At 63.1% G+C, this 20,312-nt stretch carries 13 protein-coding genes; 4 read left to right on the forward strand and 9 right to left on the reverse strand.

Features of this window, described 5'->3' with window-relative positions; all coding sequences use genetic code 11:
• Window positions 1-52: 52 nt before the first annotated feature.
• From P3T40_RS32430 to uvrA, 3 genes are all read right to left on the reverse strand, one after another.
• Window positions 53-2,749, reverse strand: a complete 2,697-nt coding sequence (locus tag P3T40_RS32430; RefSeq protein WP_429271804.1) for a TonB-dependent receptor — start codon at window positions 2,747-2,749, stop codon at window positions 53-55.
• 372 nt (window positions 2,750-3,121) lie between these two features.
• The gene (locus P3T40_RS32435) at window positions 3,122-3,697 is read right to left on the reverse strand and encodes a helix-turn-helix domain-containing protein (RefSeq protein WP_429271805.1); all 576 of its coding nucleotides are present in this window, start codon (window positions 3,695-3,697) and stop codon (window positions 3,122-3,124) included.
• 507 nt (window positions 3,698-4,204) lie between these two features.
• On the reverse strand, window positions 4,205-10,084 hold the full coding sequence (gene uvrA / locus P3T40_RS32440; RefSeq protein ID WP_429271806.1) for an excinuclease ABC subunit UvrA: 5,880 nt from the start codon (window positions 10,082-10,084) through the stop codon (window positions 4,205-4,207).
• Window positions 10,085-10,388: 304 nt separating this feature from the next.
• On the opposite strand from uvrA, the gene P3T40_RS32445 reads away from it, so the two are divergent.
• Window positions 10,389-10,535 (forward strand): hypothetical protein, encoded by a 147-nt coding sequence (locus P3T40_RS32445; protein ID WP_429271807.1) that lies wholly within the window; start codon window positions 10,389-10,391, stop codon window positions 10,533-10,535.
• An 18-nt stretch (window positions 10,536-10,553) separates the two neighbouring features.
• On the opposite strand, the gene P3T40_RS32450 is transcribed toward P3T40_RS32445, so the two are convergent.
• The 3 genes from P3T40_RS32450 to P3T40_RS32460 form a co-directional block, all read right to left on the reverse strand.
• Window positions 10,554-11,870, reverse strand: coding sequence for an MFS transporter (locus P3T40_RS32450; RefSeq protein ID WP_429271808.1), 1,317 nt, complete (start codon window positions 11,868-11,870; stop codon window positions 10,554-10,556).
• Between the two features lie 142 nt (window positions 11,871-12,012).
• Window positions 12,013-13,272: a CaiB/BaiF CoA transferase family protein gene (locus P3T40_RS32455; RefSeq protein ID WP_429271809.1), complete on the reverse strand. Its 1,260-nt coding sequence runs from the start codon at window positions 13,270-13,272 to the stop codon at window positions 12,013-12,015.
• Window positions 13,269-15,023 carry an acyl-CoA dehydrogenase family protein gene (locus P3T40_RS32460; protein ID WP_429271810.1) on the reverse strand — a complete coding sequence of 585 codons (1,755 nt, stop codon included), beginning with the start codon at window positions 15,021-15,023 and terminating at the stop codon, window positions 13,269-13,271. Before P3T40_RS32460 ends, P3T40_RS32455 begins: the two co-directional genes overlap by 4 nt.
• A gap of 133 nt (window positions 15,024-15,156) precedes the next feature.
• Here P3T40_RS32460 and P3T40_RS32465 point away from each other — a divergent pair, with 133 nt between their 5' ends.
• Window positions 15,157-16,053: a LysR family transcriptional regulator gene (locus P3T40_RS32465; RefSeq protein ID WP_429271811.1), complete on the forward strand. Its 897-nt coding sequence runs from the start codon at window positions 15,157-15,159 to the stop codon at window positions 16,051-16,053.
• Between the two features lie 3 nt (window positions 16,054-16,056).
• Here the strand turns inward: P3T40_RS32465 and P3T40_RS32470 are convergent, their stop codons facing one another.
• From P3T40_RS32470 to P3T40_RS32480, 3 genes are all read right to left on the reverse strand, one after another.
• Window positions 16,057-16,425 carry a single-stranded DNA-binding protein gene (locus tag P3T40_RS32470; RefSeq protein WP_429271812.1) on the reverse strand — a complete coding sequence of 123 codons (369 nt, stop codon included), beginning with the start codon at window positions 16,423-16,425 and terminating at the stop codon, window positions 16,057-16,059.
• Between the two features lie 95 nt (window positions 16,426-16,520).
• Entirely contained in the window at window positions 16,521-17,312 is a 792-nt protein-coding gene (locus P3T40_RS32475) for an SDR family NAD(P)-dependent oxidoreductase (protein WP_429271813.1), read from the reverse strand.
• 128 nt (window positions 17,313-17,440) lie between these two features.
• Window positions 17,441-18,136, reverse strand: coding sequence for an SDR family oxidoreductase (locus tag P3T40_RS32480; RefSeq protein WP_429271814.1), 696 nt, complete (start codon window positions 18,134-18,136; stop codon window positions 17,441-17,443).
• 101 nt (window positions 18,137-18,237) lie between these two features.
• On the opposite strand from P3T40_RS32480, the gene P3T40_RS32485 reads away from it, so the two are divergent.
• Together P3T40_RS32485 and P3T40_RS32490 are read left to right on the forward strand one after the other, a co-directional pair.
• Window positions 18,238-19,209 (forward strand): LysR substrate-binding domain-containing protein, encoded by a 972-nt coding sequence (locus P3T40_RS32485; RefSeq protein WP_429271815.1) that lies wholly within the window; start codon window positions 18,238-18,240, stop codon window positions 19,207-19,209.
• A gap of 117 nt (window positions 19,210-19,326) precedes the next feature.
• Window positions 19,327-20,124, forward strand: a complete 798-nt coding sequence (locus tag P3T40_RS32490) for a hypothetical protein (RefSeq protein WP_429271816.1) — start codon at window positions 19,327-19,329, stop codon at window positions 20,122-20,124.
• Window positions 20,125-20,312: the final 188 nt, after the last annotated feature.

Raw genomic sequence — 20,312 nt, forward strand, 5'->3', positions numbered from 1 at the left:
CAGCGGCACAAAGAATGCCGGAGCGACCAATCGTCAACAAGCTTACAACTTATTAGAACTTATACGTTGCACCGATCTGGGCGAACACGCCAAGGTAGTTGTACACCGAAGTGTCGTAACCACTTTCGTCCAGCGTGCCGTTCGCGAAGATCGGATCATACGGAGGGGTGCGGTTGAAAATGTTGTCCACGCCGCCGTAAATCGTCCAGTGCTTGAAGCCCGAGTACGACACCATCAGGTTGAACTGGCTATACGAGCCGACTTTGTTCGGAGCCGGGGTCGGGAAAAGATTCTGCGCGTACGGACCCGTGAACTCCCACGTCAGCTGGGCATCCCACTTGTGGTAATTCCAGTCGACAGAGGTGTTGCCCTTCCAGCGCGGGAAGCTGCCGCCGAACGGTTGCGTGATGGTGAAGTTGTTGCCCGCGCCGTTGATCGGTGCGCTGCCCGGCGAGCCGAGCTTGAAGCTGTTCACGTACGCCCAGTCAGCCGCGAGGGTGAACGTACCGACCGCCGTCGGCAACGCCTGACGCAGCGTGCCCTCGAAGCCGTTCGTGTCGAGGTAGCCCAGGTTCTGGTAAGGAATCACCGCATAAATCAGGTTGCCGTTCGCGTCGGTAACCTGCGACGAAGGCGCGCCCTGACCGATCACGTTGTCAACACGAATCTTGTACCAGTCGAAGCCGACGTCGGTCGTACGCGTGGGCGACACTTCGAAGCCGATGTTCAGGTTCTTGGTGCGCTCAGGCGCCAGATTCGGGTTACCTTCTGTGATCGACGTGTAGTTCTGGCCGGTCTGCGAATCCACCTGGATACCGATCGTCTTCGACGCGCTGTCTTCAACGAACGTCGGCGCACGGAAACCGCGGCTATACGACGTGTACATCGTCAATGCCTGCACCGGCTGATAGCGCAGGGCAAAGCGCGGCGAGAACGCACCGCCGACATCGCTGTAGTGGTCGTAACGGCCCGACTGGCTGAACGTCAGGTTTCTCAGGAGCGGAATGTCGACCTGGTAGTACACGGCCGCCACGTTGCGCTGACCGTTTACCGTCTCGAGGTCAGGGCTGATGACGGTGCCTTGCGCGTACTCGTAACCCGGCTCGATTATTTCGCTCTGGTGCGTGAACTGCGCACCGAAACCGACGCCCACGTCACCCGCAGGCAGATGGAACAGGTTCGGCGTCGAAACCGTCGCGTCGACCGTATCGAGCTTCGAGATACCCAGGTTGTTGGCGTTCTGGTACAGGCCGTTCAGTCCGTTCGGCGTCGCCGCCGGATTGCCGAAGTCGAACACGCCGTTCTGGTAGATGTTGGTCAGCGCGTTCACGTTCAGCTGGCCGCCGTACGTGTTCGACACCGTGCTTTGCGAATGGCTGAGCGAGGTCGACCAGTCCCAATCGCCGTACGGCAGGCTGAACGAACCCTTCAGGCCGGTCGCCGCGCGGTAATAGTTGGCGTCCGTGGTTTCCGACACAGCGTGCGGGAAAGCGTACGTCAGCGGCGTGTCTACGCCAAACGGGTTGTACTGGTTGCTTGCCGGCACCGTGAAGTTGAACGGCGAGACCAGCTTCGTCGCCGGGTTGTAGACCAGCGCGGCGCCCTGCGGGCTGCCGACCACCGGCACACCGTCGTTCTGGGTGCTCGTGTTGTTGCTTTCCAGCAAATCCGCGTACGCCGACATGGTGTCGCTGATCTTGAAGTCAGCGTGAACCTTGACGTTGTAACGCTCCATCATCGGAGCGATGGAGGTGTCGTTCGCCGTGTTGTAGCTACAGACCGTACCTGCTGAGCCCGCGGTCAGCGAGTTGGTGGCCGCCGGGCGTGTCGTGCCGCCGCCGGCGCAGCCGCCCGTCGACAATGCGCTGCCGTCAGGCATATTCCAGTACGACGGCGAGAGCAGCGAAAAGCCGCCCGGATGGCCGGTAAAGTCCTGATTCTGCGTCGAATCGCGGTCGGCCAGCGTGGAGCCGTTGTCCTTGTAGGCGCTTGCCGCGACGGTGACGTTGAAGCGATCCGAATTCAGATCGCCAAAGCCGGCGAGTACGCCGAACTTGTAGGTGCCATTGCCCGCGCTGTTGCTCACCGAGCTGCCGAGGCCGCCGTCGAGCTGCAGACCCTGGAAGTCGTGCTTGGTGATCACGTTGACCACGCCGGCAACCGCGTCCGAGCCGTATTGCGATACGGCGCCGGTTTTGACGATTTCGATCCGGTCGATGTCGTTCAGCGGCAGCGTGTTCAGGTCGAAGAACGAATCGACGCTGTTCGAGAAGAACGCGAACGGCGCAACACGTTGGCCGTCGACCAGAACGAGAGTGTATTTTTCGCTCAGACCACGCAGCGCGATACCGGCGGCGCCCGCAGCGAAGTTGGACGTCTGGCCTTCGCTCCAGCTATTGGCGGAGTTGGCCGAGGTCTGACGCAGGAAGTCGGAGACAGTGGTCGAACCGCTGTCCTGGATATCCTTCTGCGAGACAACCTGAACCTGGTTGAACCCGACCTTGTCCGTCTGGCGGATCAGCGAGCCCGTTACCTGGAACGTCTTCAGTTGCTTGACGTTCTTGTCGTTCGTCGCTGCTGCCGTGCCCGAAGCCGCTGCCGGAGCAGCCGCAGCTGCGGTGCCCGATGCCGCCGCAGCCGGTGCTGCCGGCTGGCTTTGCGCAAACGCCGGAGCGGCGATTGCGGTCGTCAATGCTACTTCGGCCCAGATTATTCTTCTGATGGCCAACGCCAATGCCCTTTGTTTCATTTTCCCCTTCTCACTCGTCAGTAAGGCCACACACTTGTTGTGTGAAGAGAGTTCTTTTGAACCTCTCCACTTGAATTGCGGCGAGTCTCGCCACGTTCTGCCAAAGTTGCCCCGCGGTCGTATAACTCCACAAACCGAATAACGTCTAGCAGCGAGATAGACGGGGCACTTCGACTTATTTAATTTCGGACTACTAAAAACTTACTAATTTATTGTTTAATCTTTCAAATTCATTTCAGTCGTGTTGCGTACGGGCTCATGACCGAACCGTGCACTACCAGACTCGTACTGCATCTTCTAGCTACGGGTTAACCTGTAGGACTACTTATGGATAGATTCCGACCAACCCATCTCAAACACAAGGCACTGCATCTAAAACAATCTTGGTGTCCCGACCCAGACAAGCACCGTCTCTTCGCCTGCGGTGTTAGCCCATGCGTGCGGGACGGTTGATTCGTAATGCGCCGTGTCACCGGCCTGCAATATGAACGTCGTACCTTCGAGTGTGAGAGCGATCTGCCCGCTCATCACGTACAAAAATTCTTCCCCTGCATGCGTCGTAACTTCCGACGGTTGCTGACCGGCGGGCATCTTCACCAGAATCGCTTCCAGCTTGCGGTCCACCGACAGGTTCGTCAGCCTGCCAAAGAGGTTGGCCGAATCGGCAAACCCGAAAAACTTCAGGTCCTCGCCTCGACACACAGACTTGGCTTCAGTCGGCGTCTCGACGAAGTACTGAACCGTCACACCCAGCGCTTGTGCGATACCGACTAGCGACGTGATCGACGGTGTGGCCTGCCCCCGCTCCACTTGCGACAGAAACGGTTTGGAGATGCCTGCCGCTTTCGCCGTTTCATCGAGCGTGCGCTTGAGCCGTTGCCGCAACGCGCGAATCTTGCTGCCTATTGCGAGTGCGGCTGATGCCTTCTTATCAAGTGGCGGAACCATAGCAAGACAGAATCCAGTAGTCAAAATTTGTTTGATGTAAGCAAATTAAGTTTCATTGAAAGCGCGGCGTCGGACGCGAAGTCGGCTGAAAAATTGGGTGGACGTTCGCCCGTGGTGAAAACCGGATGGGGCCGGTTACCTGGGCAACGGGTAAATTCATCCAGCGTCCTGGAAGGTTGAATGCACAACTAAAGTGCGAGTGCATTCCCTTCCGGCCTGGAATCATTGAATTGACGATCGAAATTGGTGCGCACGGAGCCGGCAAAAAACTCGCCGGTTCGGCGCGGGCGCTTTGATGCGCTTGATGAATCGGACGATATCAAGACAAAATCGTCCGTCAAACTTTTTTTGATGGGAACAGACAGTGTTTAGAGCATTTCCTCCAATTACGAGGTGAACTCTAGTCACAGAAGCAGGTGTAACCCGTTCCGAGATTGAGCGGCACTGTCAACCGCAAGCCGGGAAAACCCTCGTCGCAAATTTGCGACAATGGCCCTCCCTTCGGCCTCATCCGTGTGTGCCTTCGCCAACTTGAACCGATGCGGTCAACTGGTTAGCTCCACGTTCCAGCACAGGACGCAATGCAGCCCCGGTATGGCTTTCGCGCACCCGCACCAGTCCTTCCGGATTCGTGGCCGCGACGATCGAGCCACCGCCCACACCGCCCTCCGGACCGAGGTCGATGATCCAGTCGGCTTCGGCAATCACGTCAAGGTCGTGTTCGATGACCACCACGCTGTGACCACCGTCCGCCAGGCGGTGCAGCACGCGAATCAGCCGCGCCACGTCCGCCATGTGCAGCCCGACTGTCGGCTCGTCGAGCACGTACAACGTATGCGGCGCCTTCTGTCCGCGCCGCGTGATGTCGTCACGCACCTTGCTCAACTCCGTGACGAGTTTGATACGCTGCGCTTCGCCGCCCGACAGCGTGGGCGACGGCTGCCCCAGGGTTAGGTAGCCGAGTCCCACGTCCTTCATCAATTGCAACGGATGCGCGATGTTAGTGATCGGCGCGAAAAACTCGACGGCTTCGTCGATTTCCATGGTCAGCACGTCGCCGATATTCTTGCCGCGCCAGGTGACCGCCAGCGTCTCCGGGTTGAAGCGCTGGCCGTGACAGACGTCGCACGGCACCTTCACATCCGGCAGGAAGCTCATGCCGATGGTCCGTACGCCCTGGCCTTCGCAAGCCGGGCAGCGGCCCTCCCCCGTATTGAACGAGAAGCGCGAGGCCGTGTAACCGCGGGCGCGGGCTTCAAGCGTGCCGGCGAACAGCTTGCGGATCGCATCCCATACACCTATATAGGTGGCCGGACACGACCGCGGCGTTTTGCCGATCGGCGTCTGGTCGACTTCGAGCACGCGGTCGATGCTTTCCCAGCCCGTAATCGCGTCGCAGCCTTGCCACGCGTGTGTGACGTTCAGTTGCGCGCGCGGTGCGCTGCGGGCGAGCACGCTCGAGCGGCGGTTGGTGGCCGGTTCGTCTTGCGCGGCCTTGCGGGCACGGCGGGTAGCCGGCGACGACAGCACCGAGCGCCCCACCGCATCCAGCAGGTTAGCCATTAGCACGTCGCGGGCAAGCGTGGACTTGCCTGAGCCACTCACGCCCGTCACCGCCACGAGACGCGACAGCGGCAGCCCCACGGTGACGTTGCGCAGGTTGTGCAGTTTGCCGCCGTGCACAGTCAGCCATTGTTCAGGCACCGCCGCAGCGTTTTTGGTCTTTGGCTTGACCGTGCGGCGCGGCTGCAACGGATGCACGATCGGGTTGGCGAGGAACTGCCCGGTTACCGAATCCGCTTGTGCCGAGAGATCCGCCACACTGCCCTGTGCGACCAGCGTGCCGCCTCGCTTGCCCGCGCCTGGCCCGATATCGATGATGTGATCGGCGCGCCGGATCGTGTCCTCGTCATGCTCGACCACCACCAGCGTATTGCCCTTCTCGCCGAGCTTGCGCAGCGCGTTGAGCAGAATCTGGTTGTCGCGCGGATGCAGCCCGATGGTGGGTTCGTCGAGCACGTAGCACACGCCTTGCAGGTTGCTGCCCAGTTGCGCCGCGAGCCGGATGCGTTGCGCCTCGCCGCCCGACAGGCTCGGCGCCGCGCGGTCGAGGCTCAGATAGCCGAGCCCCACTTCCTCGAGGAACTGCAGGCGGCTGCCGATCTCGCTCACCACGTCGCGAGCAATCTCCGAGTCGCGGCCCGACAGTTCCAGCGCGTCGATCCAGCGGCGCGTGTCGCTCACCGTCCATTGCGCGACATCGACGATCGGCTGCGCGTCGAACGTAACTGCGCGTGCGGTCGGATTCAGACGCGTGCCGTGGCAATCCGCACACGGCTCGTCGACCACGCCTTCCGGCTCCTGCTCTTCCGACGGCAAGCTCTGTTCACGGCCGCGGCCGTCTTCGGCGATGACCGTGTCGTCGTAGGCGGCGCGCTGTTCGCGCGTGAGCGCGAGGCCCGTGCCAACGCAGGTCGTGCACCAGCCGTGCTTGCTGTTGTACGAGAACATCCGCGGGTCCAGTTCCGGATAGCTCGTGCCGCACACCGGACAGGCGCGTTTGGTGGATAGCACCTTGACCGCGCCGAGCTTCGCCGTGGCACGGCCGCTCGTCAACGCGTTCTGCAAGCCGTCCAGCGGCGCAAGCAGGTGCATGACGCCCTTGCCGAGCTCGAGCGTTTCGTCGAGCAGGCGGCGCAGCTCCGCTTCGTTATCGGCCGAGACCACGACGTCCGCCACCGGCAGTTCGATAGTGTGTTCGCGGAACCGGTCGAGCTTGGGCCACGGGTCGACCGGCAGGAACTCACCGTCCACCCGCAGGTGGGTGTTGCCGCGCGCCTTCGCCCACTTGGCGAGGTCCGTATAGACGCCCTTGCGGTTGACCACTAGCGGCGCCAGGAAACCGACGTGTTCGCCCTTGTGATCGCGCAGCAGTTGCGCCGCGATCGACTCGACACTTTGCGCGGTCACCGGCGTGCCGTCGTGGATGCAATGCTGTAGCCCGAGCTTGACGTACAGGAGACGCAGGAAGTGCCAGACTTCCGAGGTCGTCGCCACGGTACTCTTGCGGCCGCCACGCGAGAGACGCTGCTCGATCGCCACGGTTGGCGGGATGCCGTACACCGCATCGACCTCGGGACGTCCGGCCGGTTGCACGATAGAGCGCGCATAGGCATTCAGCGATTCGAGATAACGACGCTGGCCTTCATGGAACAGGATGTCGAACGCGAGCGTCGACTTGCCTGAACCGGACACGCCGGTAATGACGTTGAACTTGCCGTGCGGAATATCCACGTCGAGCGATTTCAGATTGTGCTCACGCGCGTTGACGATGCGCACCACGTCCTCGCCTTCGACAGCACGGCGCGCCCGCGCCGCCGTCAGCGCCTTTTGCAGCGGCATGCCTTGCGATGCGGGCTCGGCGGCCGCGTTCATGGCCTCATCGTATTGGAGCAAGGCCTGGCCGGTGTAGGACTCCGCGCAGGCCTTGACCTGCTCCGGTGTACCGGCGCACAGCACCCTGCCGCCGGCGTCACCGCCTTCCGGCCCCAGGTCGATCAACCAGTCCGCCGCGCGGATCACGTCGAGGTTGTGTTCGATCACGATCAGCGAATGGCCGCCCGCTAGCAGCTTGCCGAACGCCTGCATCAGCTTGGCGATATCGTCGAAATGCAGGCCCGTGGTCGGCTCGTCGAACATGAAGAGTCTTGCCGCGGGCGCCTGTTTCGCGCTGCGGGACGTGCTGGCCTGGGCCGTTTCCGCGAGGAAGCCCGCCAGCTTCAGGCGCTGCGCTTCACCACCGGACAAGGTTGGCACCGGCTGGCCGAGTTTCACGTATTCGAGGCCCACGTCGACGATCGGCTTGAGCACGCGCAGCACTTCCGCATCCGCAGCGAAGTACTGGATGGCTTCACTGACCGTCAGTTCAAGCACGTCGGCAATGCTCAACGCACGCGCCGGCGTGCCGCGTTCGATCTTCACTTCGAGCAGTTCAGCGCGGTAGCGCCGGCCATCGCAATCCGGGCAGCGCAAATAGACGTCGCTCAGGAACTGCATCTCGATGTGCTCGAAGCCCGAGCCGCCGCAGGTCGGGCAGCGGCCATCGCCCGAGTTGAAGCTGAACATGCCCGGACCGTAGCCGCGCTGCTGCGCGAGCGGCACCTTGGAAAACAGTTTGCGGATCTCGTCGAACGCGCCGACGTAGCTCGCCGGATTCGAGCGCGCGGTCTTGCCGATCGGCGACTGGTCGACGAACACCACTTCGTTCACCTGTTCCGCGCCGACGAGACGCCGGAACGCACCGGGAGATTCAGTCGCGACGCCGAGATGGCGCGCCAGTGCCGGATAGAGCACGTCCTGCACCAGCGTCGACTTGCCCGAGCCCGAAACGCCGGTGACGCAGACGAGACGCTGCAGCGGGATCTCGACAGTCACGTCCTGCAGATTGTGCTCGCTCGCGCCTTCGAGCACGATGCGCGGCGTGTCCTTCTTCACTGGCCGGCTCGACCAGTGCGAGACGTCGGCCACATGGCGGTGGCCACCGAGATATTCGCCGGTGAGCGTGCCGGATGAGCGGATGTCCTCAGGCGCGCCGTCATAAATGATCGTGCCGCCACGTTCGCCAGGCCCCGGACCCATGTCGATCAGGCGGTCCGCCGCGAGCATCACCGAGGGATCGTGTTCGACGACTACCAGCGTATTACCCGCATCGCGCAGGCGGTGCATCGCTTCGACGATCCGGTTCAGGTCGCGCGGATGCAGCCCGATGCTCGGCTCGTCGAGCACGAACAGCGTCTTGGTCAGCGAGGTGCCGAGCGCCGTGGTGAGGTTGATCCGCTGCACCTCGCCACCTGACAACGTACGGCTTTGCCGATCCAGTGTCAGATAGCCGAGCCCGACATCGCACAGATACTTCAGGCGCGTGCGCACCTCGGCCAGCAGCAGCTTCAACGCGTCGTCGAGCAGCGCGCTTGGCAGGCTCAGGTCGTCGAAGAAGCGCCGGATCCGCTCGATGGGCAGCAGCATCAGATCGTGCACAGTCAGGCCCGCCAGCGCTTCAAGCTGCGCGCGGTTCCAGTCCACGCCGCGCGGCAAGAAACGCAGCGCCGGATCCAGCACGGCGTCTGCATTGGACTTGGTGCCGAGGCGCCACAGCAGCGATTCGGTCTTCAGACGCGCGCCGCCGCAGGTCTCGCACGGCGTGTAGCTGCGGTACTTCGACAGCAGCACGCGAATGTGCATTTTGTACGCTTTCGATTCGAGGTATTCGAAGAAGCGCTTCACTCCATACCAATGGGTCTGCCACTTGCCGTTCCAGTCGGGCGAGCCGTTGATGACCCAGTCGCGCTGCGCCTGCGTCAGCTCGGACCATGCCGTATCGCGCGGAATGCCGGCCTTCGCCGCATAGCGCATCAGGTCGTCCTGGCACTCTTTCCAGGCGGGCGTCTGCATAGGCTTGATGGCGCCGCCGCGCAAGGTCTTGCGCGCGTCCGGAATCACGAGACCGAGATCGACGCCGATGACACGCCCAAAGCCGCGGCAGACCTCACACGCGCCATAGGCGGAATTGAACGAGAACAGCGCGGGCTGCGGATCGGCGTAGCGCAGGTCGCTGTCCGGGTTGTGCAAGCCGGTGGAGAAGCGCCAGATCTGCGGCTCGGCAGACTCTTCCGCCGCTTGCGGCAACACGTAGACATTGACGCGGCCGCCGCCGCGCTTCAAGGAAGCTTCAATGGCTTCGACCGCGCGGCCCTTCTCGACCGCGCTCAGGCGAAAACGGTCCGCCACCACGTCGAGCAGCTTGCGCGGGCCGGTGGGCGACTGGACCTCGCGCTGCGCCTGCACGCGCGTGTAGCCGCTCGCGGACAGCCACTGCTCGACCTCTTCCTCTGTCGCGGATTCCGGCAGTTCAACCGGAAACGTGACCACGAGGCGCGGGTCGTCCTGCACGGTGCGCGCCACCAGGTCGGCGTAGATCGTCTCCGGCGAGTCGTGCCGCACGGCCTGCGCGGTCTTGCGGTCGAACAGTTCGGCCGCCCGCGCGTAGAGCAGCTTCAGATGATCGTTGAGTTCGGTCATCGTGCCGACCGTGGAGCGCGAACTGCGCACCGGATTGGTCTGGTCGATCGCGATGGCGGGCGGCACGCCGTCGACGCGGTCCACCTGCGGGCGGTCCATGCGGTCGAGGAACTGGCGCGCGTAGGCGCTGAAGGTTTCGACGTAGCGCCGCTGCCCTTCCGCGTACAGCGTGTCGAACACCAGGCTGGATTTGCCGGACCCCGACGGGCCGGTTACGACCGTCATCTCGCCTGTGTGCAGGTCGAGATCGAGGTTCTTGAGGTTGTGCTGACGCGCTCCGCGAATGCGGATTTTTCCTGTAGATGACAATTTGTCCGACCGTCTGAATGAGTAGGCCACATCTTACGGCCGCTTCGCGACCGACGTGATTCACCGCGCCCGACCATACGGATCAATCGCCGCAGGGCGGATTTGAAGGGAATACTATACTGTATATTTATACAGTTTTCCATCGACGGTGCGAGCGCGGGATGTAGGAGCGGCGCAAGTGGCGCCTGCTTGTGCTGTCAGGGGGACGGCCGGGAATGCAACGTAAGGCACCGATAGTTTCGGAAAGCCCTATCAAGTCAAGGACTTGCTACGATGCGCGCGATAGATACGGGGGACCACAACAATGAGTCGCGTTATCAAGGTGCTATTGCTGGCGGGGCTGCTCAATCTGCAAGGGTGTGCGTCGTCGGTCGAGTCGTTTGCGACGGGGGCCGTAATCGGCGCGGTGGCCGGTGTGACCGCGCTGACCTGCGCGGTCGTGTGTCACTGACCAGCCGCGCGCAAGCCACTAAAACGCCTCCGCCCTCGCCGCCTGCGCCGTAGCCGGCTTTTTCCGCTCGAGTGTCGTGATGCAGATCAGCGAGATCGCGGCAAGCACGCTATAAAAAACCGCCAACGGCCACCACTGGCCCGGATAACGATGGGCGAGAATCGTGCCGATCAACGGAGTGAGGCCACCCGCCAGCGCGGCGCACAACTGATACGACAGCGAGATTGCTGAGTAGCGCACCCGCACCGCAAACGCGTTCGCCATAAAGCCGGCCATCACCGCATACGAACTGGACATGCACATGACGGCGAGCGCAATGCCGATCACGATCGCCACCGGCCGCCCGCTCGAGACCAGCGCGAACATCGGATAAGGCGAGAGCATGGCCAACGCCGCCGCACCCTTCAAAAATCTTCCGGTACCGATGCGCTGCGCAAACCACCCGGAACCCAGTTGCGTGAACAACTGAATGAACGCAACCACGAACAGGCAATCGAGGATCAGCGCGCGGTCCAGACCAAGCGTCTGCGTCGTGTAGTTCAGCATGAAGGTGTTGACGAACCACGCGCCCGCCACGCCGATCACGTTCGCACCCAGACACAGCAGCAGCGTGCGCCACGCATCGCGCACCACTTCGGCAGCCGGCAACGCCGCGACACGGCGTTGTTCCTTGAGCGCCGTGAATTCCGGCGACTCGCCGACGCCCATGCGAATCAGCAAGCCGACGATCAACAGCACCGCGCTGGCGAGAAACGGCAGCCGCCAACCCCAGGTCATGAACGCGACCTTGTCCATCGAGGCAACCGCGCGAAACGCGATCAGCGACAGGATCAGCCCCGCAGGGCTGCCCAGTTGCGCAAACGACGCGAAGAACGTCCGCCGGCCCTGCGGCGCGTGCTCGCTCGCCATCAGCACGGCGCCGCCCCATTCGCCGCCAATTGCGATGCCCTGCGCGACCCGTAGCAGGACGAGCAACACCGGCGCCAGCACGCCCGCGCTCGCGTAGGTCGGTAAGAAGCCGATGCCTACCGTGCCGACACCCATGATCGCCAGTGTCGCCACCAGCGCCATCTTGCGGCCGATGCGGTCGCCGAGGTGACCGAACAGCAACCCACCGAATGGTCGCGCGAAAAAGCCCACCGCGAAGGTACCGAACGAGGCCAGGGTGCTGAAGAACGGCTCGCTGCCCGGGAAAAACAGCTTGCCGAAAATCAGCGCGGAGGCCGTCGCGTAGATGTAAAAGTCGTACCACTCGATCGTGGTGCCGACGAAGGCCGCGGCAGCGGCGCGCGCAGGCTGCGTGCCAGTAGGATGGTCTTGTGGCTGGGGGGTCATGTCTGTCTCCGTGATCGTTATTTAGGTACTGCCCGTCGTTTGACGTATTCGACGCCTTCGACGTAGATGGCGCCTTCGACGCATCTGGCGCGGCCTCTGGGTGCCGTCGCCAATCATCGTCCGTGCGCGCCGCGCTGCGCGTTCACTCCTTCAGTACGCCGGCTTCGAACAGGCGCTGCTGGGTCGCGGCGTCGATGCCCAACGTGTCCAGCACCGCACGCGTGTCGCCGCCGAGCGACGGCGGTACGCTTCGATAAGTGGCCGGTGTGCGCGACAGCTTTATCGGCGTTGCCGTGCCACGGTAAGCGCCGATCTCGACCACCATCTGCCGATGCAGCGTATGCGGATGACGCGCCACTACATCCACCGTCTGAACCGGGCCACACGGCACGCCTGCCTGCATCAGGTCGCGCGCGAGCGGCTCGCATTCATGCGTGGCCAACAACGCCTCCAATGCGGTTTTCAGCTCGGCGCGATGCGCGCATCGACTGCGGTTGTCGACGAAGCGCGGATCGTCCGCGAGGTCCGGCGCGCCGAGATGGGCACACAGGCGCGCGAACTGGCGATCGTTGCCGACCGCCAGAAAGATCGGCGCGGTAGCCGTGCGATAGCTGTCGTAGGGCGTGATGTTCGGATGCGCGTTGCCGCTGCGTTGCGGCGTGTTTCCGGAACCGAAATAGTTCGGCAGATGCGGATGCAGCAACGACACGCCACAGTCGTAAAGCGCGATATCGATCGACTGGCCGCGGCCGCTCACATTGCGTTCGGCCAGCGCGAGCAGGATGCCGGCGAGCGCATTCAGGCCCGTGACCATATCCACGATAGGCAGCCCGACCCGGGTCGCCTCGCCGTCACGTTCGCCGTTCACGCTCATCAGACCGGCCATCGCCTGGATCACCGCGTCATAGCCCGGCAAGCCGCCGAGCGGACCGTCAGGGCCGAAGCCGGAGACCGCACAGTGGATCAGCTTCGGGAAGCGCGCGCGCAGGTCGCGCTCGTAGTCCATCCCCCAGCGCGCGAGCGTGCCCGGCTTGAAGTTTTCGACCAGCACGTCCGCGTCTTCGAGCAGTTTCCAGAGAATGGCGCGGCCCTCGTCGCAGGACAGATCGACCGCGATGCCCTGCTTGTTGCGGTTGACGCCGGCGAAATACCAGGCGGTGTCACCGAAAAACGGTGGCCCCCAGCCGCGGGTTTCGTCGCCGGTGGGCGGTTCGAGTTTGATGACGTGCGCGCCGTGGTCCGCGAGTGCCTGCGTGCAGTAAGGACCGCCGAGCACACGGCTCAGGTCAATCACCTTGATGCCTTGCAGTGCACCGAAGGTGGCAGGTTGTGTGCGGTTGCTAGTGGTACCGTGCGTTGCGTTGCCGGCACGGCTACCGTTGATGCCGTTGGTGCTGCTCATTTCGCACTCCCGATCGGCAACAATTGCATGGCGTCCTGCTGGCTGATTTCACGCGCCTTGACCAGCGCGTCCAGGATGCCTGCTTCATCACGCACCGCCTGCAGCACGAGCGGATCGACGGGCAGCAGCTTGTGCCGCAGCACCAGATGACTGAGCGCGAGACGCCGATAGTCGGGCGCTAGACGCACGCCTTCGCAAGCCATCAACACCGCGGTCGTCGCGTGATACAGCGCCGAACCCGCTTGCCTCACGAGCTCATCCTGACCGGAATCCGCCACGCTAATCAGCGCATCGCAGGCCCGTGCCAGTGTGGTGCGCAGCAGCCCTAGGCTCGCCGCAGGCAAACCGGCCGAGCCGAGCAGATCCTGCAGATACGTCCGCAGCGGTTCAAGCGCACCGTCACGCTTCGCCGCACGCGCGATATCCAGTGCCACGATATTGCTGGTGCCTTCCCAGATCGAGCCGAGATGCGCGTCACGTACGAGCCGCGCGTCGCTCCACTCCTCGATATAGCCCGTGCCGCCGCGCACTTCCATCGCGTCGCCGGTCACCCGGCGCGCATCGCGGCAGGCGCGGAACTTGATCAACGGCGTGAGGATGCGCACGCACTTCGCCGCCTGCTGGTCGCCGGCATCGGCCTTGGCGAGCAGCAATGCGATTTGCATGAACATGGAGCGCGCCTGTTCGGCCGGTAGCAGCATCTTCAGCAACTGACGCTGCATCAGCGGCATATCGATCAGCTTGCGGCCGAACGCTTCGCGATTGCGCGCAATATGCAGCGCCTCGGTCACCGCGCGGCGCATCAGGCCCGCGGCACGCACGCCGTTCGACAGGCGCGACATGTTGATCATGTCCGCCATCTGATGAAAACCGCGCCCCACTTCGCCGATCAGGTACGCCTCGGCCCCTTCCAGCACGATTTCGCCGCTCGCCATCGACCGGCTGCCAAGCTTGTCCTTCAGCCGGATGATGCGATAGCGGTTGCGTGTGCCATCCGGCAACGTCTTAGGCAGCAGGAACAGCGCGAGGCCGTTGATGCCTGCCGGCGCACCGTCCACACGGGCGAGCACCATCGCGAGATCGGCGTCGGCATTGGAGCAAAACCACTTGTCGCCGTGGAGGCGCCATGTCTCTTCTCCATTGGCAGCTGTCTCACGAGCAGCACGCGTGGCAATCCGCGCCACGTCCGAGCCGGCCGCCTGCTCGGTCATGAACATCGCGCCCTGAAACAGGGTGTCGAAGTCGCGCGAGACAAGCCTCGACAGGAAACGCGCGACGAGCTCCGGCGCGCCGAATTTGCGCAGCGTGCGCGTGAGCGAATCGGTCATGCTGACGGGACAGCACAGACCGAATTCCGCCTGCACGAAGAGAAACGTCAGCGCGTATTTCACCAGCGGCGGCGGTGCGGGTTCGACGTGGCTGAGCGACGCCAGCCCGAGTTCAGCGTAGGCGACCCGTTCAAGCGCGACGTAATCCGGATGTTTGTCGATGCTCTGCAAGGCCTCGCCGCGCCGGGTGCGGTGGCGCAATTGCGGCGGGTTCTTGTCGGCACTGAGGGCCCACGCATCCAGGTCGTCGGACGCGCGTTGTCCGAGCCGCGCCAACTCCGCTTCCATCTGACGATACAGCGCGTCGCCGAGGTGCAGTTTCAGCAAAGGGGCCAGGTCGGGATCGCTGGTGAAGAAATTGATGCCCCGGCTATCGGGGATATTGGACGAGCCGATAGCCGGCTCATGGGCGATGTTGCTCACGCTGTTGTCTCCTGCATGTATGTACGGCATGTCATTGCAGAAGCAGCATAGGAGCGCGATCGATAATCGTCTAATACAGGATTTGTCCGGTACGATAGATGGCATTTATCGTTGAAGACATTCGGAGGCGCCCGTGGACCTCAAGCAACTGCGCTACTTCGTGGCCGTCGCAGAAGAGCTGCATTTCGGCCGGGCCGCCAAACGTCTGTTCATTTCGCAGCCAGCCCTGAGCTTCGACATCCGCAAATTCGAAGACGAGCTTGGCGTGCAGCTGCTGGCGCGCACCAACAAGACGGTGGCGCTGACCAATGCCGGCCAGGTGCTGCTCGACGAAGCGCGCCGCCTGCTGCTGCAGGCAAGCGAAGCGGAGCGCATTACGGTGCGTTCGGCCCACGGGTTGGCCGGGCGTCTGCGAATCGGCTTCGTCAATTCGATGCTGTATCGCGGCCTGCCCGATGCGGTGAAACGCTTCGAGACCGATCATCCAAGTGTCGAGATCGTGTTGAAGGAGATGAACACCAGCGAGCAGGTACATGCGATTCAACGCATGCAGATCGACATGGGCTGCGCGCACTGGGGTAATTTCCCGGCGGACGTGGTGTCGACGCCGGTGTTTTCAGAGCCGTTCCTGTGCTGTCTGCCGGCGAATCATCCGCTCGCGAGACGCAAGAAGATCGATCTGCGCGCTCTGGCGCAGGAGCCGTTCATCCTGTTTCCGCGCACGGTGTCGCCGCACTATCACGATCTGATCATCGCGCAGTGTGTCGGCGCGGGATTCAGTCCGCTTATCCGGCACGAGGCGCGGCTATGGCAGACCGTGGTGACGATGGTCGAGTTCGGGATGGGCGTGGCACTGGTGCCGTACACGCTGCGGCAGGTGCATGACGAGCGCGTGTGTTACCGGCCTTTGCAAGGCAATACGCTCGAGTCGGAAGTGCTGCTGTTGCGGCGGGCGGGCGAAGCGGAGCCGGTGGCGGAGCGTTTCGGCGAGTATCTGCGGGAAGCGGCAAATGCATCGCGGTTTGCGTAGCGCTCAAAGTGCGTCATCCGGATGCGCGCCGTCTTCTTCCGTTGACTGGCCGCCAACCACCGCACGCTTGCGCCGCACGTTGTACGCCGTCAACAGCCCATGCGCCACCATATCGAGCGCCGGCTTGACGAGCCCGTTCTTGTCGGTCCACACCTTCGGCGTGAGCGCGCCGCTCAACGCCACGTTATCCGCATCGCTCAGGGCCAGCAAGCCGGTCTGGACCTCATCGTCGAAAGCAATCACATTGACGAACAGCGTGTCGCCGTCGCCGGTGGTGGCCCGCACCTTGCATGTCACATAACGCTTGCCGTTCTGCCCCGTGCGAATCTGGGCCTCACCATAAAGCCGCCCACCTACCAGTCCATCGATCATCTCGTCCGCTCCGTTTGGCTTCGTTTCGTTCGGCACGCGAGGCGTACGCGCCTCGCGAAAGCCGTATGATCCCACGAGCGGACGTCGGACCTACTTTAAAACGCGCTCTTCACGACACCGCCATCGGCGCGCAGCGCGGCCCCGGTTGTCGCCGAAGCGAGCGGACTTGCCACATACGCCACGAGCGTTGCAATTTCCTCGGTCGATTCGAAGCGCTTGATGAGCGACGTCGGCCGCACATGCTCAAAAAATTCCTTCTCGACCTGGTCGACGGATTTGCCATCGGCCTTCGCCAGACTCTCGACGAAGTCGCCCACGCCGCGCGATTTGGTCGGCCCCGGCAGCACGCTATTGACGGTAATCCCGGTGCCGGCGACGGACTCCGCAATGCCACGCGCCACCGCGATCTGCGCCGTCTTCGTCACGCCGTAGTGAACCATTTCCGCCGGAATCTGCACGCCGCTTTCGCTCGAGATGAAAATGATGCGCCCCCAGTTGGCACGCTTCATGGAGGGCAAAAAGAGACGCGCAAGACGCACGCCGCTCAACACGTTGACATCGAAAAAGCGCAGCCAGTCTTCATCCGGAATCTCTTCGAACGGCTTCGGCTCGAAAATGCCGAGGTTGTTGACGAGAATCTGCACATCCGGGTAGCGTTTCGCGAGTTCGTTAGCCGCCTCGGCTTTGCTCAGATCGCCCGCGAATCCCAGTACATCTGCGCCGGTTGCCGCTTTCAACTGCGCGACCGCCTCATCCACGGCCTTTTGCGAACGGCCGTTGACGATCACGCGTGCACCCTCCTGCGCCAACGTGGTGGCGATGGCGAGGCCAATGCCCGCGGTGCTGCCGCTGACCAACGCCAGCTTGTCTTTCAGTTGCAGATCCATGTTCTTTCCTCTCTATCAGATAACCGCAGGTAAGCGCAGGTAAGCCGCAACTCAACCGCAGATGAACCACGCACGCGGCCGGGCGCCAGCGTGCGCTCAAAGCGTGACGGGACCAGCCCGCTTAGAATTTACAGCAGACCGCCGCCGTCGACATCGACGACCGCACCGGTCATGAAACCGTTGGTCATCAGTAACCAGTAGGCCTGCGCCAGATCGCCGGTCTGGCCGACACGTCCGACCGGCAAGCCACCGCCTGCCTTGGCCGCCATTGCCTTGCGCTCCGCCTCCGGCATCTCGCCCCACATGCCGGTCTCGACCATGCCCGGGCTCACCACGTTCACGCGCACCGGCGCCAGTTCCTTGGCGAGCGTCTTGCCCATGCTCTCGATGGCCGCATTCATGGTCGCCTTCACCAGCGCGCCCGGCACCGCCTTGCGTGCGAGCAGCCCGGAGGTCAGTGTGATCGAACCAGTCTTCGCAATGTAGCGCGCTGCCTGTTTAGCCGCGCGCAATTGCCCGAAGACCTTGACGTCGAAAGCGTCTTTGGCGGCACTGACGTCGAGGTCGGTCAACCTGGAAGAAGCGATTACCGGGCCGGAGGTCACCACCAGATGATCGAGCGCGCCCAGCTTGCTGAAAAAACGCTCCACCGCTGCTTCGTCGGTGATATCCAGCGTCGCCGTTTCGATCTGCTTCGACCAGTCGGCGGGCGCTGTACGCCGGCCGACTGCGATCACCCGCGCGCCTTCCTCCGCCGCCCGTTCCGCCACTGCGCGGCCAATCCCCGACAGGCCACCGATCACCACCACCGTTGCGTCCTTCATGTTTGTCTCCTTGAGAGATTAACGATGATGGGATTCTGCGTGGATGCCGCCCTTTTGATAATTGGCGTAGCATTTGAATAACTTTCAAATCCACACAGACAATGGCTACCGATCGACTCGGCGACATGGCGTTATTCGTGGAAGCGGCGGCGCTCGGCAGCCTGTCGGCGGCCGGCCGCAAGCTGGGTCTCTCGCCGGCTGCCGCGAGTGCCAGGCTTCTCAAGCTCGAGGCCTCATTGCATGCGCGCCTGTTCGAGCGGACCACGCGCCAGTTGCGCGTCACCGACGAGGGGCGGCTTTACCTGCAGCACTGCCGCATCGCCTTGCAGGCCATTGAAGATGCCGAAGCCGCGCTGCAAGCGGGACAAAACCAGGTGCGCGGCAAGGTGCGGATTTCGGCCACCTCGGACTTTGGCCGCAACCTGCTATACCGCTGGCTCGACGAATTCAGCAGGCTGCACCCGGAAGTGAGCTACGCGCTCACGTTGTCGGATTCGGTGTCGAACCTGCTGCAGGAGGACATCGATCTGGCGATCCGTTTTGGCCGGCCGCTCGACAGCACGCTTGTCGCCCGCCCTCTTGCGCCGAACCGTCGCGTGCTGTGTGCCGCGCCGGACTATCTGGCGAGGTATGGCGAACCCAAGACGCCGGCGGATCTCGCGCAGCATCGCTTCGTCCTGCTGGTGACGGCGGCCGGCCTGCAGAACGAATTCCACTTTGCACAGGACGCCGAGCGCGTGACTTACAGCGTGCCCACCGAGCAGGTCTGGGAGACGAACGACGGCGCGCTGGTACGGGCGTGGGCGCTCGCCGGCCATGGCATAGCGCACAAGTCCATCTGGGATATCGCCGCGGACGTGCGCGCCGGCGCGCTCACCATTCTGCTGCCGGACTGGAGCACCAGCGAAGCCGGGGTGCATGCGCTCTTTCATGGCAACCGCTATATGGCGCCGCGGGTGCGTGCGCTGCTGGATTTTCTGATCGAGCGGTTCGCCCAGGCAAGCGAGGAGTTGCTCGGCGATCGTGCCTATCTGCCGGAGCGGCTGCAGCAGGATCTGACGCAAGCGCGTTAGCGGCGAAAGTCACGCGCTAAACCGCTCGCGAAGCTCCAGCGAGCGTGCCATGATGAGACCCGAAGCAGCGGCGGCATACGCCCTCCGCTGAACCCAACCGAGGCACTGGAGTTGTCCATGACCGAACGCGAGACGCTGCATCCGTTGCGCCCCATGTTGAAGAACTTCGTATGGGAGCATGGCCGAATCGGCACGCGCTATCTCGACTGCAGCAATGGCGAAGTCAAGTTCGACGACGGTAAGAAGTCGCGCTTCGCCGCTGAAAAGTACCTTTACGTGCCGCTCGGCAAAGACGCCGTCGACGACCCCAAGGTTGAAGGCCCGGTGATCCGTGAGGCCGCGCTGGACCGCTTCCTGCGCGCGGCCCAACTGGGCAAACCGGACGAAGCGGGGTCGCCCGCGGATGTGCAGCGCGCGGCGCAAGACTGCATGGAACTGGCGGTTTTCAGCGCCTATCAACAGGATGCCCAGGAGGCGCAAGCCCGCTATGCGGAAGAAGCGATGTTCGACGACGAGATCCGCGCCGCGGTCGTCGCCGATATCCGGCGCATGTATGCAGGTATGCGGGAACATCTCGCGCTGTATGACTTCACCGTCCTGTACGGCTTGCCTGCGCCGCTCCTGTTCAGCGATATGCCGTTCATCGACTGGCGGGTACGCGTGAAGCCTGCGCTGCCGCTCGTCTCGCTGCCACTCGGCCCGTACGCGTTGCTGGTCGGCACACCGTCAGGCAGGACGAGCCGCGTTGCGCCGGTGGCCTGGAAAACCGCTGTGTCGATGGGCTCGTTGAAGGACCATAACCGCCTGCAGGTGGAGCGTGCGCGTCTGTGGCTGGTGGCCACCTCCGATGATCAGCTCGTGGCAGTGCAGGCGCGTTTTCGCCCGCCGGAGCCTGACGACGCGCCGCAGCCTTAATTCACGTCTCCGCCCCCTCTTATCCGCACACTGTCGCCGCCCCGCACCCTATCGAGGGGTGGCTCAACCCGCCCCTGCTTACCCAGCCTAGGACGAATGGCACTTACTTAAGCCCGTGGCGCGTGCCCATATTTTCGGATGCGCTCGCGTGCGATGTGACGAGGCTCTTTCAGCCATGGGTAAGACTT

The sequence above is a fragment of the Paraburkholderia sp. EB58 genome, from assembly GCF_050436665.1.
Classification (GTDB): domain Bacteria; phylum Pseudomonadota; class Gammaproteobacteria; order Burkholderiales; family Burkholderiaceae; genus Paraburkholderia.

Coding starts and splice junctions, on each gene's coding strand:
- P3T40_RS32430 (WP_429271804.1), bottom strand. CDS start 2,749: ATGAAACAAAGGGCATTGGCGTTGGCCATCAGAAGAATAATCTGGGCC.
- P3T40_RS32435 (WP_429271805.1), bottom strand. CDS start 3,697: ATGGTTCCGCCACTTGATAAGAAGGCATCAGCCGCACTCGCAATAGGC.
- P3T40_RS32445 (WP_429271807.1), top strand. CDS start 10,389: ATGAGTCGCGTTATCAAGGTGCTATTGCTGGCGGGGCTGCTCAATCTG.
- P3T40_RS32450 (WP_429271808.1), bottom strand. CDS start 11,870: ATGACCCCCCAGCCACAAGACCATCCTACTGGCACGCAGCCTGCGCGC.
- P3T40_RS32455 (WP_429271809.1), bottom strand. CDS start 13,272: ATGAGCAGCACCAACGGCATCAACGGTAGCCGTGCCGGCAACGCAACG.
- P3T40_RS32470 (WP_429271812.1), bottom strand. CDS start 16,425: ATGATCGATGGACTGGTAGGTGGGCGGCTTTATGGTGAGGCCCAGATT.
- P3T40_RS32475 (WP_429271813.1), bottom strand. CDS start 17,312: ATGGATCTGCAACTGAAAGACAAGCTGGCGTTGGTCAGCGGCAGCACC.
- P3T40_RS32480 (WP_429271814.1), bottom strand. CDS start 18,136: ATGAAGGACGCAACGGTGGTGGTGATCGGTGGCCTGTCGGGGATTGGC.
- P3T40_RS32485 (WP_429271815.1), top strand. CDS start 18,238: ATGGCTACCGATCGACTCGGCGACATGGCGTTATTCGTGGAAGCGGCG.
- P3T40_RS32490 (WP_429271816.1), top strand. CDS start 19,327: ATGACCGAACGCGAGACGCTGCATCCGTTGCGCCCCATGTTGAAGAAC.